Source organism: Nocardia sp. 852002-51101_SCH5132738 (assembly GCF_001665695.1).
GTDB lineage: Bacteria > Actinomycetota > Actinomycetes > Mycobacteriales > Mycobacteriaceae > Nocardia > Nocardia nova.
This window is the reverse complement of sequence record NZ_LZML01000150.1, coordinates 18,195-34,935: the sequence shown is the minus strand read 5'-3', so window position 1 is coordinate 34,935 and position 16,741 is coordinate 18,195. Positions and strand designations below refer to the sequence as shown.

The window sequence follows — 16,741 nt, the reverse complement described above, 5'->3', positions numbered from 1 at the left end:
CGAATGTTCGCGCGAATCGGCCAGGGGGATAGCCGGGGGCTGGCCGCGCCGGTGAACTGCCGGGGAAGGACTGCGGCGGTGAGATTTTCGGTCCGATATTCGCAGCGGCCCCGAGACACAGCCGTGCCGCCTCACTCACAAGCCTTCTACCAGGCATTATTGGTCGCAGAAGGAGACGGTTGAGAATTCGTGAAAACCGCCCGGAGGGGCGTGGCGCCGATCACAGCTCGGACACATCGGATGTACGGGGTGCGTTTGCTGTCACGGAATTCAATTCTGTCGGGGGTGTCTGTTGAAATAGCGCGTGTGATGCGATCGGATAGCTCGGTGCGACTGGTGCGCCGCAGTGAGACCGCACCCCGGCCACGCGAATGGGGTGCCGATGTCCGAACGCTGTTCGCGGGTGGGTCGGGTGCCGACCCGGGCTGGCGGCCCTGGCAGGTGCTGGGTGGTCCCGGCACCGGGAAGACCGCGCTGCTCACCGATCTCGCCGTCGATCGCATCGTCGCGGGTGCGGATCCGGAATCGGTGCTGGTGCTCACCCATTCCAAACAGGCCGCGCTGCGGGTTCGCAACGCCCTCACCCGGCAGTTGACCGCCCTCGCGCCGGAACTCGGCGGAGTGCCGGGCGCCAGCCGCGAGCCGATGGTGCGCACGGTGCACTCCTATGCCTTCGCGATCCTGCGTACGCACGCGGCCGCCCGGGGCAATCCGCCGCCGCGGCTGCTGACCGGCGCCGAACAGGACGTGGTCCTGCGCGAGATGGTGCGCGGCGAACTCGCCGACATGTCGGCAGGCGGTGAGGTGCTGTGGCCGCCGCGCCTGCACGCCGCACTCGGCACCAACGGTTTCGCCGAGCAACTGCGCGATCTGATGTTGCGCGCCACCGAGCGCGACCTGGGACCCGAGGATCTGATCGAGCTGGGGCGCCTGCACGAACGCGAGGAATGGGAGGCCGCCGGATCGTTCGCGCAGCGCTACGAACAGTCGATGCTGTTGCGCTGGTCGGTCGGCGTCCAAGCCCCCGAGGCCAGTGCGCCCGCCCTGGACGCCGCCGAACTGGTCGGCGCCGCACTGGACGTGCTGATCGAGGACGACGAACTGCTCGCCGCCGAGCGCGAACGCCTCCGCACCCTCTTGGTCGACGACGCTCAGCATGTGGATCCGCTTGCCGCACAACTGATTCGCGCGATCGGGTCGGGCCCGGCGACCACCGTCGTGGCCGGCGACCCGGATCAGGCGGTGTTCAGTTTCCGGGGCGCGGACACCCGCTTCGTCACCGAACCCGACGCCCCGCCCGAACGCCGGATCATCCTGCACGACGATCATCGCTGCGCGCCGGCGGTCCATGACGCGGTCGCCCGGATCGCCGCCCGCATGCCGGGGCGAACCGAGCACCGCTTCGATGCGCGGACCGGTGGACCGCATCTGCTCGGCGATCCGTCCGTCGACGGGCAGGCGTTGGTGCGGGTACTCACGACCCCGGCCAAAGAGGCGGCGCTGATCGCCGATCACCTGCGGCGAGCCCACCTCACCGCGGAGGTGCCGTGGTCGCGGATGGCGGTCGTGGTGCGTTCGGTGCCGCTGTCGCTGGGCCCGCTGCGCCGCGCGCTCACCGCGGCGGGAGTGCCGGTGCTGCAACCGAAACCGGATACCCCGCTGGCCCGGCGGCGCGGCGCGGCGTGGATGCTGCAATCGCTGCGCGCCCTGCTGGTGGTCGAACGCGGGCGCCCGGAGATGTTCTCCGAGGACGACGCGCTCGATCTGTTGCTGGGCCCGCTCGGCGGCGCGGATCAGATCAGTCTGCGCCGCCTGCGCCGAGGCGTTCGCCGCGCGCTGCTCGACCGCGGGTATCCCCGGACCGAGCCTGGCACGGCGGGCCACGACGACGCGGAGCTGGGCGCCGGCGAGCCGGGAGTCGAATCTCATACGCGGACAGGCGAATCCGAGCCGAGTCTGCCCGGTGATGCCGATTCCGCACCACCGGCGCGCGGCTCGTCGACAGTCGAGGAGTCGCCGGAGGCCCTCGCCCCCTACTCCGAACTCGACCGGTCTTCGGCGGTCGTGCTGCGCGACCTCATCACCGGCGTCGGTGATCGCACCCTGCTCGATCGGCTCACCGAGGTCGAGGTGGCGCCGCTGGTGCGGGTGCTGCGGGCGGTCGACCGGGCGCGACGGGCGTTGCGCCGCGGGGCCGGGGTCGAGGATGCGCTGTGGGCGTTGTGGACCGCGTCGCGGCTGGAGAAGCGCTGGGTGGCGCAGTCCGAGCGCGGCGGGGCCGGTGCGGTCCAGGCCGATCGCGACTTGGATGCCGCGGTCGGGTTGTTCGACGCCGCCGCCGCCTATGTCGACCGGCTGCCCGGCGCCTCGGTCGAGGGGTTCGTCGAATATCTGGAACAGCAGGAGATCAACCAGGATTCGGCTCCGCTGACCGAACCCGGTGACGCGGTGGCGATCGTGAGCGCGCATGCCGCGGCCGGCCGGGAATGGGATGTGGTGGCCGTCGCCGGGGTGCAGGAGGGGATCTGGCCCAACCTGCGTCCGCGCGGGACCCTGCTCGGCATCGAGGAACTGGTCGACCTCGTCGGGGGCGTGGCCGATCCCGGCGAACAGGTCAGCCGGGCCGCGCCGATCCTCGCCGAGGAGCGCCGGCTGCTGCTGCTGGCGTGCAGCCGGGCCAGGCACAGCCTGCTGGTGACCGCGGTCGAATCCGTCACCGGCGACCGCGATCTGGTGCCCTCCCGATTCCTGGCCGAACTCGATCCGGAGGCCGAACCGGGGGAGCCGGGACGCATTCCGCCACCGGTCGATCCGGGGCGCGCACTGGTCGCGCAGGCCCTGATCGCCGAGCTGCGCGGTGTGGTCTGTGACGACGGCGCCGATCCCGCCCGTCGGGACCGGGCCGCCACCCAGCTGGCCCGGCTGGCCGCGGCCGGTGTGCGCGGCGCGCATCCGGACGAGTGGTACGGCATCGCGGACCCGAGTTCGGAACTGGCGCTGTGGGACGACGGTGACGGCCCGGTCGCCCTGTCGCCGTCGACGGTCGAGCTGTTGCAGACCTGTCCGCTGCGCTGGGCACTGGAGCGGCACGGTGGCAGCGACGGGGACAACCCGCATGCCGTCAAGGGCAATCTCGTGCACACGCTGGTCCAGGCGCTGGCCGGGCGGGTGACCGAGGATCAGGTGAAGGCGGCGCTGGTCAAGGCGTGGAAGGCCGTCGACCCGGCTTCCGGCGAGGACGGCCCGCACAGCTGGCACTCGCGGCTGGAGTTGCGGCGCACCGAATCCATGGTCGACACCTTCCTCGCCTGGTTGCGCAACACACGCGCCGAGCTGGCCGAGGTCGGTGTCGAGGTGCCGGTGGACTGTGTGCTGCCGGCCCGCGATCCGGACGAGGTGCCGGTGCGGATCCGCGGCCGGGTAGACCGGGTGGAGCGTGATGCGCTGGGGCGCTTCGTCATCGTCGACGTCAAGACCGGTAAGACCCCGATCTCCAAACAGGCCGCTCAGGATCACGCCCAGCTCGCGACCTACCAGGTGGCCGCGGGCGCGGGCGGATTCGCCGCCGAGGTGGACGGCGGCAGTGTCGAACCGGGCGGCGCCCGCCTCGTCTACGTCGCCAAACCCAGTCGCGACGGGGCCACCGAGCGGTTGCAGACCGCGCTGGATTCCGACGGTATCGCCCAGTGGCGCAAGGCGATTCACGATGCGGCGGCCGCCACCCGCGGGCCCGGCTTCCTGGCCATGCGCAACGACGGCTGCCGGCACTGCCAGGTGGCCGGGAGTTGCCCGGTGCAGGACACCGGCCGCCAGGTGACGGATCGATGACGATCACGCCGGAGCAGTTGGCGCAGGCACTCGGCCTGCCGCCACCCACCGACGAACAGTCCGCCGTCATCGCAGCACCGCTCGGCCCGACGCTCGTCGTCGCCGGTGCGGGCGCGGGCAAGACCGAGACGATGGCCGCGCGGGTGGTCTGGATGGTCGCCAATCGGCTGGTCGCCCCGGACGCGGTGCTGGGGCTGACGTTCACCCGAAAAGCCGCGCAGCAGTTGACGACTCGTATTCGCACCCGTCTGGCGCGGCTGGCCGGATCGCCGCTGCTGCGCGAGATCGACAGCACCGGTCGTCTGCGCGCGACACTGGTCGGCTCCGAACCGGAGATCAGCACCTATCACTCCTACGCCGGCCGGCTGCTGTCCGAGCACGGCCTGCTCCTGCCCGTGGAGCCCTCGGCCACCCTGCTCACCGAAACGCAGTTGTGGCAGCTCGCGCATCGCGTGGTCACCGGCTGGGACGGCGATCTCGATACCGAGCGCACGCCGGTATCGGTCACCGAGGCGGTGCTGGCGCTGTCCGGTCAGCTCGCCGAACATCTGGTGGCGCCCGAGCAGCTAGCGGTAGCGCATCGGGAGCTGGAGCGGCTGGTGGAGACGTTGCCGCCCGGCCCGCGACAGCGCGGCGGCCCGAATCAGGAGCTGCGCGCGATCGTCAAGGCACAGCAGGATCGGGTGGCGCTGCTGCCGCTGGTCGCGCGGCTCGGCGAGGAGTTGCGGCGCCGCGGCGCACTGGATTTCGGCTCGCAGATGTCGCTGGCCGCGCGGCTGGCCGCCACCCACGCCGAGGTCGGGGCGGCGGAATGCGAGCGGTTCCGCCTGGTGCTGTTGGACGAATATCAGGACACCGGGCACACGCAGCGCATTCTGCTCGCGGCATTGTTCGGGGATCGCGGCGCGGTCGGTCTCGGCGACGAGGTGCCGGCGACGGAATTCGCCAACCGCCCGGCGGTGACCGCGGTCGGTGATCCGATGCAGTCCATCTACGGCTGGCGCGGTGCGTCGGCGGCCAATCTGCCCCGCTTCACCACCGATTTCCCGGCCGCGCCGAACGTCGCCGCGCCGGTACTGCCGCTGCTGACGAGCTGGCGCAATCCGCCGGAGGCGCTGGATCTGGCGAATCTGGTCGCCGAACCGCTGCGCGGCGCCGAGGGCGGGGTCAGGGTCGACGCCCTGCGCCCCCGCCCGCAGGCCACGGCCGGAACCGTCGCGCTGGCTCTCACCGAAACCGTTGCCGAGGAACGGAACTGGGTCGCCGAGCGGATCGCCGCGGAATGGGAGCGGTGTGCCGACGCCGGACGGCCACCGCCGACCTCCGCCGTCCTGGTACGCCGCAACGCCGACGCGGCGCCGCTGGCCGAGGCGCTGCGCGCGCGGGGGCTGCCGGTGGAGATCGTCGGCCTGGGTGGTCTGCTCGCCACTCCGGAAGTGGCCGATATCGTGGCCACGCTGCGGTTGATCGCCGATCCGGCGGCCGGCAGCGCCGCGATGCGCATCCTCACCGGCGCGCGCTGGCGGCTGGGTGTGAGCGATCTGAAGGCGTTGTCGGCGCGGGCGCGGGAGTTGTCGATCGTCGGGGCGCCGGGTCGCGCGGAAGCCATCACGGATGCGGCCGGGTTGTCGGAGGCGTTGCGGGCCGTGGCGCCCGAACCCGCCGAACAGGCGGGCATCGCGGACGCCATCGCCGATCCCGGTCCGGCGCAACGGTATTCGGAGCTCGGCTATGCGCGCATCGTCGCCCTGGGGCGGGAGCTGGCAGCCCTGCGCGAGCGCAGCGGGCAGTCGCTGCCCGAACTGGTCGCCGATGTGGAACGCACGATCGGGGTCGGGGTGGAAACCCAGACCCGCCGCGCGGCCGCGGGCGCCGGCGCCGGGCGTGAACATCTGGACGCCTTCGCCGACGTGGTCGCGGGCTACGCCGGTGACCACCGTGCCACCCTGCCCGGCCTGCTGAGCTTTCTCGCCGCCGCCGAAGAGGTCGAAAACGGTTTGGAGCCCGGCGAAGTGGAGGTGGCGCACGACCGCGTCCAGGTACTCACCGTGCACGCGGCGAAGGGGCTGGAATGGGAGGTGGTGGCCGTACCGCACGTATCGCGGAGCCTGTTTCCCTCCGGAAACGCCGCCGCGACCTGGCTCGGCGCGCTCGCCGAACTCCCCACCTCCCTGCGTGGTGACCGGCAACGCGACAGCGACGGCGACGCGACGGATTCCGCGCCGGTGCGCGACGGCGTTCCGGTCCTCGATCTCACCGAACTGTACGACCGCACGGATCTGGAACGGGCGATCAAACAGCACAAGGAGGCGCTGGCCCGCCGCCGCCTCGACGAGGAACGCCGCCTGTTCTACGTGGCCCTCACCAGAACCGAACGCGCGCTGTTCGTTTCGGCCCACCACTGGGCCGAGACCGGCTCGACGCCGAAGGGCCCCTCGGATTTCCTGCTCGAACTGAAGCGGTGGACCGACCATCCGGAGTCACCCGGACACGGCACCGTGCGCGTCGATATCTGGGCCGACCCGCCACCCCCCGACGCGCCCAACCCCTTCACCGACAATCCCGCCGTGGCCGACTGGCCCCGCGACCCGCTCGGCGTGCGGCGGCAGGCGGTCGAAGCGGGGGCGGCCCTGGTCCGTACCGCGCTCGCGCACCTTCCGCCCGAGCCCGACCCTCGTGATCATCGCAAGCAGACGTCGAACGGCCACACCGCTCCCGCCCGGAACGATGCCCCCTCGGTTCCCTCCCGCCGGGCCCAGGACGACCCGGGCGCACTCGAAACTCCGCGCCAGTTGGACCTTTTCGCCGACTTGACCAACGACCCGGCGACCTCCGGCACTAACGGCGGCAACGGAGCGGGCGAGGAGGAAGACGCGGCGCCCGCCGAGCCCGACCCGGATCCCGAAGGTTGGGCGGCCGATGTGGACGCCCTGCTCACCGAGCACTTCGCGACGGCCGAGGGCATTCACGAAGTGGAGTTGCCCGCGCAGCTGCCCGCCACCGCGCTGGTGGATATGCGGGCCGATCCGGCCAAGCTGGCGGCCCGGCTGCGGCGGCCGCTGCCGTATCCGCCGAGCCCACTCGCCCGGCGCGGCACCGCATTTCACGCGTGGTTGCAACGCTGGTTCGGCGCGGTCGGGCTGCTCGATTTCGACGAACTGCCCGGCGCCGCCGACAGTGGTGCGGGTGACGCCGATCTGATCCGGCTGCAGGAGGCGTTCCTGGCGTCGCCGTGGGCCGACCGCAACCCCGTCGATGTCGAGGTGGGATTCGAGACCAGCATCGGCGGCACGCTCATTCGCGGCCGGATGGACGCGGTGTTCAGCGAACCCGGCGGCCGCTGGCTGGTCGTCGACTGGAAGACCGGCGCGGAACCGACACGCGCGGAGGAACGCTCGGTCGCGATGCAGCTGGCTGTCTACCGGGTCGCCTGGGCTCGCATGATGGCCGCGCAGACGGGGGAGGCCGAAGAGCTCGTGCTGGAGAAGGTCGGTGCCGCATTCCATTACGTCCGCAGCGGCAGGACGGTCGCGCCCGCCGAACTGCCGGGGTCGGCCGAGCTGGCCGAACTCATCGCCGAGGTCGCGCCCGCCTGGGCGCCACCCGCCGGCTCGCAGGACGGCCAGGAACCCGCCGCCGACCTTCCGCCCGACGAAGAGTTCGGCGCCGACCCGGGTGCCGAACCCCCGCCGGACCCGGACCTGGTGTCCGAAGCCGATTTCGCCCCCGACTATCCGCCCGAGTGAAACCCGTTGCGCCTCAGGCGGCTTCGCGGCTGATGCGCAGGGCCTGGGTGATCATCGGCACCTGGAACGGCAGCCGCAGCACCGACACCCACTTGATCGCCTTGGCCGCCTTCGGATTTCGCACCGAATCGGCGGCGAACTGGATGTTGGCCGGGAAGACGGCGAGGAACAACAGCACCGCGAGCCGGCCCCCGAGCCGCCGGGTCCGCGGGGCGGCCAAGGCGGCCGCCACGCCGATTTCGGCCACACCCGACGCGTAGGTGTAGGTGCGCGCCCGCCCTGGCAGAGCCGGCGGCACGATCGAATCGAAGGGCTTGGGCGCCACGAAATGCAGCGTGCCCATGCCGAACAGGGCGGCGCTCATCAGCACCGCTCGCCGCTGCGAGCCTCGACCGGCGTCACTCATGCGGTATTCCTTTCTCCGCCCCGGCTCCGCGCTCTCTCCGCCGCGAGTGGGGTCGCTCCGTGGTGACGCTACGCTCCTGCCTACTCGCGTGCCCAGTCCCTCGACCCGGCTTCCGGCCGGTACGCTGCCGATCTGTGGCACAGGTGAGCAACGACATATCCGGGGGATACCGTGTTCGGTGACAGCTCACGAGGTCTGGGCCGTTTGACGGATCGTCCCGATTACGCGCTGGTCGGCATACTCCGCATTCCCGAAATCCGGACCAGCCCGTGGGTCTCGCTGACCCGCCGGGTCGCGTTCGCGGTGCTGCTGCTGGTGGCGGCGACGCTGGTGGTCTATTTCGGCCGCGCGGGTTATCACGACAACCGCGGCGAGGAACTGACTCTCCTCGACGCCGCCTACTACTCGACGGTCTCACTGTCGACGACCGGCTACGGCGACATCACCCCGATCACGGAGCAGGCGCGCCTGATCAACACGATCGTCATCACCCCGCTGCGCGTGTTGTTCCTGATCGTCTTGGTCGGCACCACCCTGCAGGTCCTCACCGAGCGGTCCCGGCAGGCGTTCAAAATTCAGCGATGGAGGCAGAAGGTGCGTAATCACACCGTGGTCGTCGGATACGGGACGAAGGGCCGGACCGCGGTCGACGCGATGCTCGGCGACGGGGTGCAACCTGCCGAGATCGTGGTGGTCGACACCGATGCGACCGTCTTGGAGGCCGCGGCCAATGCCGGCCTGGTGACGGTGCACGGCTCGGCGACGCAATCGGATGTGCTGCGGCTGGCCGGAGCTCAGCACGCGGCCTCGCTGGTCATCGCCGCGAACCGGGACGACACCGCGGTGCTGGTCACGCTCACCGCGCGGGAACTCAATGCCAAGGCCAAGATCGTCGCGTCGATCCGGGAGGCCGAGAACACCCATCTGGTGCGGCAATCGGGCGCGGATTCGGTCGTGGTCTCCTCGGAGACCGCGGGCCGGCTGCTCGGTATCGCGACCACCACGCCCAGCGTCGTCGACATGATCGAGGACCTGCTCACCCCGGAGGCCGGGTTCGCGATCGCCGAACGCGACGTGGAATCCGACGAGGTCGGCGGTTCGCCGCGGCATCTGCGGGATATCGTGCTCGGCGTGGTCCGGGAGGGCACGCTGATCCGGGTCGACGAGCCCGAGGTGGACGCCCTGGAAACCGGCGACAAACTCCTCTACATCCGCCGCGTGCACAAATAGCCCGGACCGGGGAAGCCTGCTCCGCGCAGGTCGCAACCACCGCGATACCCTCGAAGCGTGTCGTTATTCGAACTGAATGGTCTTCCACTGCTGTCTCGTTCCGCCCTCGATCGTGCGGAGACGTTGCGCTCGGACGAGCAGGCGTTGAAGCAAGGGTGGGCCGAGGCCAAACTGGTGCGGATGAACCGGCGGGGGCAGGTTCGGATCGACGGTGCTCAGCTGGTGCTGGAGGCGGCGTTGGACTATGCGTCCGAGCCGGTGCCCGAGGCGGTCCTGCTCGGTGTGGTCGACGGCGCGCACATCTGGGGGGTTCGGGACAACGAGCTCGAGGGTCAGTTGATGGACCTGCGGGTGGTGGGCACCTCGCTGCACCTCGACGACGTGATTCTCGGCATTCTGTCCACCGCACTGGCGCTGCTGAACTGGCACGACCGCGCCCGCTACAGCGCTGTCGACGGCAGCCCGACCACCGTGTCGAATGCCGGCTGGTCGCGCTTCAACGCCTCCGGACACGAGGAATTCCCGCGTATCGATCCGGCCATCATCTGCCTGGTGCACGACGGTAGCGACCGGGTCCTGCTCGGCCGGCAGCAGAACTGGCCGGAGAAGATGTTCTCGCTGCTGGCCGGCTTCGTGGAGGCGGGGGAGTCGCTGGAACGCTGCGTCGAACGCGAGATTCGCGAGGAGGTCGGCGTCGCGGTGCGCGACATCCGCTACCTCGGCAGTCAGCCGTGGCCGCTGCCGCGTTCGCTCATGCTGGGGTTCGCCGCGGTCGCCGATCCCGATGCACCGCTGGTCTTCTCCGACGGTGAGATCGCCGAGGCCCACTGGTTCACCCGCGACGAGGTGCGCACGGCACTGGCCGCGGGCGCGTGGGGTTCGGTCACCGGCGACACCGGAAATGCCGAGCAGCAACGGCTCCTGCTGCCGGGCTCCATCTCGATCGCCCGCACCATCGTCGAATCCTGGGCTGCGGCAGGCTGATTCGCCCGCGCTCGCCGTCGGTCAGCCGATCGCGGCGAGAGCGCTCTTCACCTGGGCGAGGCTCGGGTTGGTCGCGGTGGACCCGTCGGAGTACTTGACGGTCGGCACCACGTGGTTGCCGCCGTTCACGCTGCCGACGAACTCGGCCGCGTCGGGATCCTGTTCGATGTCGACGACGGTGTAGGTGATGCCCGCCTCGTCGAGTTGCTTCTTCAGGCGGCGGCAGTAGCCGCACCAGGTCGTCGAGTACATGGTCAGGTCAGTAGCAGTCACGCCTGATTGAACATCGAATCGGTTTTCCGTGTTCCCACGGCTGGCTGTGATGTCCGCCGGAGGGACTTGCCAGACAGATAGTAAGCGCGCATACTAAATCCCATGACGCAGATTGCCGCAGCTCACGCCGTATCCACCGCCGCACCCGCCGACTTCTTCGCGGTCTGGGCCGATATGGCCACCTGGCCGGAATGGAATGCCGACACCGAGTGGGTCCGGCTCGACGGCCCCTTCGCCGAGGGGGCGACGGGCACCTTGAAGCCGAAGGGAGGCCCGAAGGTCGCGTTCGAGATCGAGAAGCTGACCGGCGAGGAGTTCGTCGACGTCTCCCGGTTGTTCGGCGCCCGGCTGATCTTCGCGCACCACGTGGCGGAGACGGCCGCGGGCACCGAGGTGTCGGTGACCATTTCGATGACCGGCCCGCTGCGCCGGCTGTGGTCGGCGTTGATGGGCGGCGGACTGGCCGATTCCGTCCACCGTGACCTCGCGGCGCTGGTCGAGACGGCCGAGGCGCGCCGGGCCGTTCCGGGCATCCGCTGAATCGTTCGAGGAGGACATCATGAGCAAGTACTGGCTGGCCGTCGTCTCCCGCGATCACGTGCGTCGCGGGGTGGCGCTCGGCATCGCGCAGGCCAATCACGGCAAGCGAACCGCGGTCGAACGGATGCGGCCGGGTGACGGGCTCGTCTACTACTCGCCCAGAACCGGTATGCGCGAGGGGGACGCGGTGAAGTCGTTCACCGCGATCGGCACGATCGACGATCGGCCCGTGTGGCAGGCCGACGATCAGGGCGGCTGCTTCCGGCCGTGGCGGCGCGCGGTGACCTACCGCCCGGACGCGCGCGATGTCGCGATCGATTCCGTGCGCGGTGACCTCGATCTCACCAGCGTCCCCCATTGGGGCATCGTGCTCCGGCGCGGCGTGGTGGAACTGAGCGCGCACGACTTCGAGGTCATCTCCCGGGCCATGCTGGGCGAGGACGCGGGCGAGATGTCGGCGGCCGCTCGGTGAGTGACGAAAATCGTGCCCTGCGAACCGAATTCGGCAGCGCCGACGAAAGCCCCGGCCTGTTGTTGTGGCAGGTGACCAACCGGTGGCAGGCAGCGGTGCGCGCGGCGCTGGCCCCGTTCGATCTCACTCACGTGCAGTTCGTTCTGCTGGCCGCGCTGACCTGGTTCGGCGGGTCGGACGCCGGCACCCCGATCACGCAGCGCGATCTCGCCGCCCATGCCGCCACCGACCCGATGATGACCTCCCAGGTGTTGCGCGCCCTGGAACAGAAGGGCCTGATCGAGCGGCGGGATCATCCGCACGATCGGCGCGCGAAATCCCTGGTTCCGACGAAAGCCGGTGTGGCACTGGTCAATCGCGCGATCGTCGCGGTGGAGGACTGCGACCGGGAGTTCTTCGGGCCGTTGCACGCCCGTACCGCCGACTTCGCCGCATCGTTGCGGACGCTGCGGGACGCGCGGAGTTGAGCGACGGGCGCGCCGGCCGGGGGAGCCGCGGCGGGACCCCCGTGGCGGGGCAACCGGGGGCGTCGTCGCGGCGGCACGGATGTCGGTGGTGCCTGTCATGATGGAGCGCGTGCCTGTCCCGACCTCATCGACCAGCCTGCGGCTCGACGGGCTCGATCCCGAGCAGGCAGCCGCGGTGCGGGCGCCGCGTGGGCCGGTGTATGTGATCGCGGGCGCCGGCACCGGCAAGACCCGGACCATCACCCACCGCATCGCCCATCTGGTCTCGGCCGGGCATGTGCGTGCCGACCAGGTGCTGGCGGTGACCTTCACGGCGCGGGCGGCCGGTGAGCTGCGGTCCCGGTTGCGTGCGCTCGGCCTGGGTGGCGATGCGCAGACCGTCCAGGCGCGTACCTTCCACGCCGCGGCGCTGCGGCAACTGAAGTATTTCTGGCCGCAGATCGTCGGCGACGTGCCGTGGAAACTCATCGACTCCAAATTCGCGGTCGTCGCCCAGGCCGCCCAGCGCGTCGGCCTGCCGACCGCGACGGAGAACGTGCGTGATCTGGCGGGCGAGATCGAATGGGCGAAGGCCTCGCTCATCGCGCCGGAGGACTACCCCGGCGCCGCCCAGCGCCACCACCGCGACATCCCGTATCAGGCGGACAAGGTCGCGGCCGTCTACACCGGCTACGAGACGTTGAAGAACACTGCGGACGGTCTGCTGCTCGATTTCGACGATCTGCTGCTGCACACCGCCGCCGCGCTCGAGGACTACCCGGCCGTGGCCGAGGAATTCCGTGGCCGCTACCGGTGCTTCGTCGTCGACGAATATCAGGACGTGACCCCGCTGCAGCAGCGGGTACTCGACGCGTGGCTCGGCGATCGCGACGATCTGACCGTGGTCGGCGACGCCAATCAGACGATCTACTCGTTCACCGGCGCCAGTCCCGCCTATCTGCTCGATTTCTCTCGCCGGTTCCCGGATGCCACCGTGGTCCGGCTGGAACGGGACTACCGATCCACGCCGCAGGTGGTGTCGTTGGCCAATCGCGTGATCGGCGCCGCGCGCGGACGCATCGCGGGGACCCGGCTGCAATTGGTCGGCCAGCGCGCCGACGGGCCGGAACCGTCGTTCGCCGAATACGACGACGAGGTCGCCGAGGCCACCGCCGTCGCCAAGGGCATCGCCGGTCTGCTCGGGCGTGGTGTCCCGGCCGCCGAGATCGCCGTGCTGTATCGCATCAACGCCCAGTCCGAGGTGTACGAGCAGGCGCTGACCGACGCGGGCATCCCGTACCAGGTCCGCGGCGGTGAGGGATTCTTCCAGCGGGCCGAGGTCCGGCAGGCGGTGCAGGCGCTGCGGCAGGCCGGAGCCCGCGACGACCTGCCCGCGGCGCGTGGCCCCGAGGTGGTGACGCTCGTGCGCGCGGTGCTGGCCCGGCTCGGGCTCACGGCCGAGGAGCCGGCCGGTGCGCAGGCCCGCGAGCGCTGGTCGTCGCTGGTCGCGCTGGTACAGCTCACCGAGGAGCTCGCCGCCCACGATCCCGGCCTCGAATTCGCCGGACTGCTGCGGGAACTGGCCGCCCGCGCCGAGGCCCGCCACCCACCGACCGTGCAGGGTGTGACGCTGGCCTCGCTGCACGCGGCGAAGGGGCTGGAATGGGATGCGGTCTTCCTGGTCGGGCTCACCGACGGCACCCTGCCCATCGCCCATGTTCTGGGCGAGGGCGGCGCGGTGACCGACGAGGCCGCGCTGGAGGAGGAACGGCGGTTGCTCTACGTGGGCGTGACCCGCGCGCGCGAACATCTGCGGTTGTCGTGGGCGCTGGCGCGTGCCGACGGCCGGCGCCGCAACCGGCGGCGCAGCCGATTCCTCACCGGGCTGGTGCCGGAGGATTCTCCGGCGTCGATGGTCGCCCAGCAGGCCGGTGCGCGGGGTGGTCGCGGCCGCCGGCTGCCGGTCTGCCGGGTCTGCGGGCGTTCCCTGCTCAATTCGACCGACACGCTGCTCGGCCGCTGCTCGGGCTGCCCGGCCGAGGTGGATACCGAACTGCTCGGCGCGCTGCAGGAGTGGCGACGGCAGCGGGCCGAGGAGTTGCAGATCAAACCGTTCGCGGTGGTGAGCGTCAAAACGCTGACCGCGATCGCCGAACAGGTGCCGATGGACGAGGACGCGCTCGCCGCGATTCCGGGTATCGGACAGCAGAAGTCGCAGCAGTTCGGCCCGGAGCTGCTGGCGATCGTGCGATCCCGGGTGCGCAACCGGTAATTCGGTGAGCGCTGCGCGAGTGACAAAACCGCAGGTGAAAAATAGGTTGTGCGGTTGTGTATCGCACCCGTAGGGTGGTGATCACGCGCTGGGAGGGCATTCCGGCGCGCACAGTGATCAGTCGGATAACGAGTAGGAGGGAGGTAGACAAAATGAACAACATCGTGACTCTCGCTTCGAGAAGCGTTGTGGCACCGGTGGTTTCTGTCGTGTCCGCCTCCCGGGGGGTCCTCGCCTTGCAGGGGACCGGTCTGTCTGTCGCAAGCATTATCGGTGCTCGACCGCAAGCGCCCGCATATGCAATTGCCGCAGACAAGTCCGAGTGGGGTTGGCACCCGGCACACGTCGGTTTCCACACCGACGCAGCCCACGCCTTCGCAGTCGAAGCCGATCGTATGACGGCGAATCTGCAGGCAGCCCGCCTCCGCAACGCACACCCAGCGACCGTGATCAGTAACCGACACCGAAGTCGGTTCAGGTAGAACCCACTACCACAGCCTCCTGGCCACGGATCGCCCGAAGCGAAACCGTGGCCATAGTTCTTTTCGGCCTCCAGCCACCGGCACCGGTTTCGCGGAAGACAACGAAACCACCGCTGCACGAGCTGAAGGAGCAAGACGTGTCCACCGCGACCGTTACTCGCGCGACATGCCGATCGACCCAGGCCTCGAGGCCGGCCCGCACCCGCGGTGTCGCGCTGACCCTGCCCTGCCGAGTCGGTGACCCGGACCTGTGGTTCGCCGAAAGCCCGACCCAGCTGGAAGAGGCCAAGGCACTGTGCGCTTCCTGCCCGATCCGCAAGGGGTGCCTCGCGGCTGCCCTGGATCGCGCCGAGCCCTGGGGTGTCTGGGGCGGCGAGATCTTCGAACAGGGCGTCGTGATCGCCCGCAAGCGGCCGCGCGGCCGCCCGCGTAAGGTCGCACTGGCGTGATCGGCGCCGGTTCGGGCCGAGCGCGGATCCGCCTCGGCCACCTCTGGGAGCACGAACGAGCCCCGCATCTTTGTCGGATGCGGGGCTCGTCCCATATTCGGGGTAGGTGAACGATCAGCTGGCGCTTCGGTATTCGGCGTAGCCGGGTACCCAGTCGTGCATCAGCTTCATGAACGGAACCTCGGCGTCGAGCTGCGCGCAGATGCCGATCGAACCCATCAGCACCCGGAACACCATGATGTGTTCGGCCGGAAGTTGCAGCGACATACCCGTTTTCATCTCCGGGCGGCTCACGTCGGTCGCCTTGCCCGCCACGCGCTGCATCCACTTGCGGGTGAAGTGGAACGAATCCTCGCGGATGGGATCGGTGAACGGGCGCAGATAGTCGGCGATCTCGGCGTGCGTGACGGTGCGGCCGGGAATCACCCAGCCGTTGCTGTACATCAGCTCGGTCAGTTCCTCGAACCGATCCTCGACCGCCATCGCCACCATCTGGCCCAGCACGGGCGGGAAGCCGTCGGGCAGCGGGGCGCAGGCGCCGAAATCGAGCACCGCCAACCGGCCGTCGTCGAGCATCATGAAATTGCCGGGGTGCGGATCGGCGTGCAGCAGGCCGGCCAGGGCGGGGGAGGAGAAGTGGAATTCACCCATCAGGGTTGCGACGCGGTTGCGCAGCTCGACCGTGCCCGCCGGATCCTGGTGGCCGCGCTTGATGATTTGGGAGACCGGGGTGCCGTCGAGCCACTCGGTGACGATCACCTTCGGTGCCCCGGCCACCACCTTGGGTACCAGGAACCTCGGGTGCCCGTCGAAGGCTTTGGCGAAGCGGCGCTGGTTGGCGGCCTCGGTGCGGTAGTCGAGCTCTTCCTCGGTGCGCTCGGTGATCTCGGCGAGGATGGGTTTGACGTCGGCGCCGGGGACGACGGCGGCGATCATGCCGGCCATCCGATTGAGTGTCTTGAGGTCAGCGCGCAGCGCCTCGTCGGCGCCGGGGTACTGGACCTTCACCGCCACCGTGCGGCCGTCGGACCACTCGGCCTTGTGTACCTGTCCGATACTGGCCGAGGCGGTAGGGGCGTCGTCGAAGGAACGGAAGCGCTTGCGCCAGGCCGTGCCCAGTTGCTGGTCCAGCACCCGGTGCACCGCGGCGGCCGGCAGCGGCGGCGCGGCGGCCTGCAGCTTGGTCAGCGCCTCGCGATAGTGCTCGCCGAACTCCTCGGGTACGGCGGCCTCCATCACCGACAGCGCCTGGCCGAATTTCATTGCGCCGCCCTTGAGCTCGCCGAGAACGGAGAAGATCTGCTCGGCGGCCTTCTGATTCAACTCGGCATTGATCTCGCCCTTGTCGCCGCCGGCGAGTTTGCGGCCGAACCCCACAGCGGCCCGTCCCGCGATACCTAGTGGAATCTTCGCCAACTTGGCGTTGCGGGATGAGCTACGGCGCACAATCTCAGACACACCCCCATCATGGCTGACCCACCATGTCGCGTGCCATGTGAATTGCGTGAACTCCACCCCTGGAGCGAGACGTGTCATCGGTCACAGTCGGGCCGGTCGGGGCCGTGGTCTGCGTGTGCGAATCCCTGGGAAACGGCTTATCGGTGGTGGTCGGC

The 16,741-nt window shown here is 70.0% G+C and carries 12 protein-coding genes; 9 read left to right on the top strand and 3 right to left on the bottom strand.

Annotated features, from left to right (window positions below):
- Window positions 1–309: 309 nt before the first annotated feature.
- Both A5789_RS22725 and A5789_RS22720 read left to right on the top strand, forming a co-directional pair.
- Window positions 310–3,828 (top strand): ATP-dependent DNA helicase, encoded by a 3,519-nt coding sequence (locus A5789_RS22725; RefSeq protein ID WP_064904109.1) that lies wholly within the window; start codon window positions 310–312, stop codon window positions 3,826–3,828.
- The gene (locus A5789_RS22720) at window positions 3,825–7,574 is read left to right on the top strand and encodes an ATP-dependent DNA helicase (protein WP_082940887.1); all 3,750 of its coding nucleotides are present in this window, start codon (window positions 3,825–3,827) and stop codon (window positions 7,572–7,574) included. Before A5789_RS22725 ends, A5789_RS22720 begins: the two co-directional genes overlap by 4 nt.
- A gap of 13 nt (window positions 7,575–7,587) precedes the next feature.
- On the opposite strand, the gene A5789_RS22715 is transcribed toward A5789_RS22720, so the two are convergent.
- Window positions 7,588–7,980, bottom strand: coding sequence for a hypothetical protein (locus tag A5789_RS22715; protein WP_063010319.1), 393 nt, complete (start codon window positions 7,978–7,980; stop codon window positions 7,588–7,590).
- Between the two features lie 171 nt (window positions 7,981–8,151).
- Between A5789_RS22715 and A5789_RS22710 the strand changes: the two genes are divergently transcribed.
- Window positions 8,152–9,210, top strand: coding sequence for a TrkA family potassium uptake protein (locus A5789_RS22710; protein ID WP_063010321.1), 1,059 nt, complete (start codon window positions 8,152–8,154; stop codon window positions 9,208–9,210).
- 57 nt (window positions 9,211–9,267) lie between these two features.
- Window positions 9,268–10,194: an NAD(+) diphosphatase gene (nudC, locus tag A5789_RS22705; protein ID WP_064904107.1), complete on the top strand. Its 927-nt coding sequence runs from the start codon at window positions 9,268–9,270 to the stop codon at window positions 10,192–10,194.
- Window positions 10,195–10,215: 21 nt separating this feature from the next.
- Here nudC and A5789_RS22700 read toward each other — a convergent pair whose 3' ends face one another.
- Window positions 10,216–10,467: a mycoredoxin gene (locus A5789_RS22700; protein WP_281207748.1), complete on the bottom strand. Its 252-nt coding sequence runs from the start codon at window positions 10,465–10,467 to the stop codon at window positions 10,216–10,218.
- Window positions 10,468–10,569: 102 nt separating this feature from the next.
- On the opposite strand from A5789_RS22700, the gene A5789_RS22695 reads away from it, so the two are divergent.
- From A5789_RS22695 to A5789_RS22675, 5 genes are all read left to right on the top strand, one after another.
- Window positions 10,570–11,007, top strand: coding sequence for a hypothetical protein (locus A5789_RS22695; RefSeq protein WP_064904105.1), 438 nt, complete (start codon window positions 10,570–10,572; stop codon window positions 11,005–11,007).
- Between the two features lie 19 nt (window positions 11,008–11,026).
- A complete protein-coding gene (locus A5789_RS22690) occupies window positions 11,027–11,479 on the top strand; it encodes an EVE domain-containing protein (protein WP_064904104.1) in 453 nt (150 codons plus the stop codon).
- Window positions 11,476–11,946: a MarR family winged helix-turn-helix transcriptional regulator gene (locus A5789_RS22685; RefSeq protein WP_063010329.1), complete on the top strand. Its 471-nt coding sequence runs from the start codon at window positions 11,476–11,478 to the stop codon at window positions 11,944–11,946. Before A5789_RS22690 ends, A5789_RS22685 begins: the two co-directional genes overlap by 4 nt.
- 100 nt (window positions 11,947–12,046) lie before the next feature.
- The gene (locus tag A5789_RS22680; RefSeq protein ID WP_227463198.1) at window positions 12,047–14,197 is read left to right on the top strand and encodes an ATP-dependent DNA helicase UvrD2; all 2,151 of its coding nucleotides are present in this window, start codon (window positions 12,047–12,049) and stop codon (window positions 14,195–14,197) included.
- A gap of 619 nt (window positions 14,198–14,816) precedes the next feature.
- Window positions 14,817–15,128: a WhiB family transcriptional regulator gene (locus A5789_RS22675; protein ID WP_081879546.1), complete on the top strand. Its 312-nt coding sequence runs from the start codon at window positions 14,817–14,819 to the stop codon at window positions 15,126–15,128.
- A gap of 114 nt (window positions 15,129–15,242) precedes the next feature.
- On the opposite strand, the gene A5789_RS22670 is transcribed toward A5789_RS22675, so the two are convergent.
- Window positions 15,243–16,586, bottom strand: coding sequence for an AarF/ABC1/UbiB kinase family protein (locus A5789_RS22670; RefSeq protein WP_064904141.1), 1,344 nt, complete (start codon window positions 16,584–16,586; stop codon window positions 15,243–15,245).
- Window positions 16,587–16,741 lie beyond the last annotated feature (155 nt).

Excerpts from the sequence above, each read along its gene's own strand:
- A5789_RS22725 (WP_064904109.1), top strand. The coding sequence starts at position 310 with ATGCGATCGGATAGCTCGGTGCGACTGGTGCGCCGCAGTGAGACCGCA.
- A5789_RS22720 (WP_082940887.1), top strand. The coding sequence starts at position 3,825 with ATGACGATCACGCCGGAGCAGTTGGCGCAGGCACTCGGCCTGCCGCCA.
- A5789_RS22715 (WP_063010319.1), bottom strand. The coding sequence starts at position 7,980 with ATGAGTGACGCCGGTCGAGGCTCGCAGCGGCGAGCGGTGCTGATGAGC.
- A5789_RS22695 (WP_064904105.1), top strand. The coding sequence starts at position 10,570 with ATGACGCAGATTGCCGCAGCTCACGCCGTATCCACCGCCGCACCCGCC.
- A5789_RS22690 (WP_064904104.1), top strand. The coding sequence starts at position 11,027 with ATGAGCAAGTACTGGCTGGCCGTCGTCTCCCGCGATCACGTGCGTCGC.
- A5789_RS22680 (WP_227463198.1), top strand. The coding sequence starts at position 12,047 with ATGGAGCGCGTGCCTGTCCCGACCTCATCGACCAGCCTGCGGCTCGAC.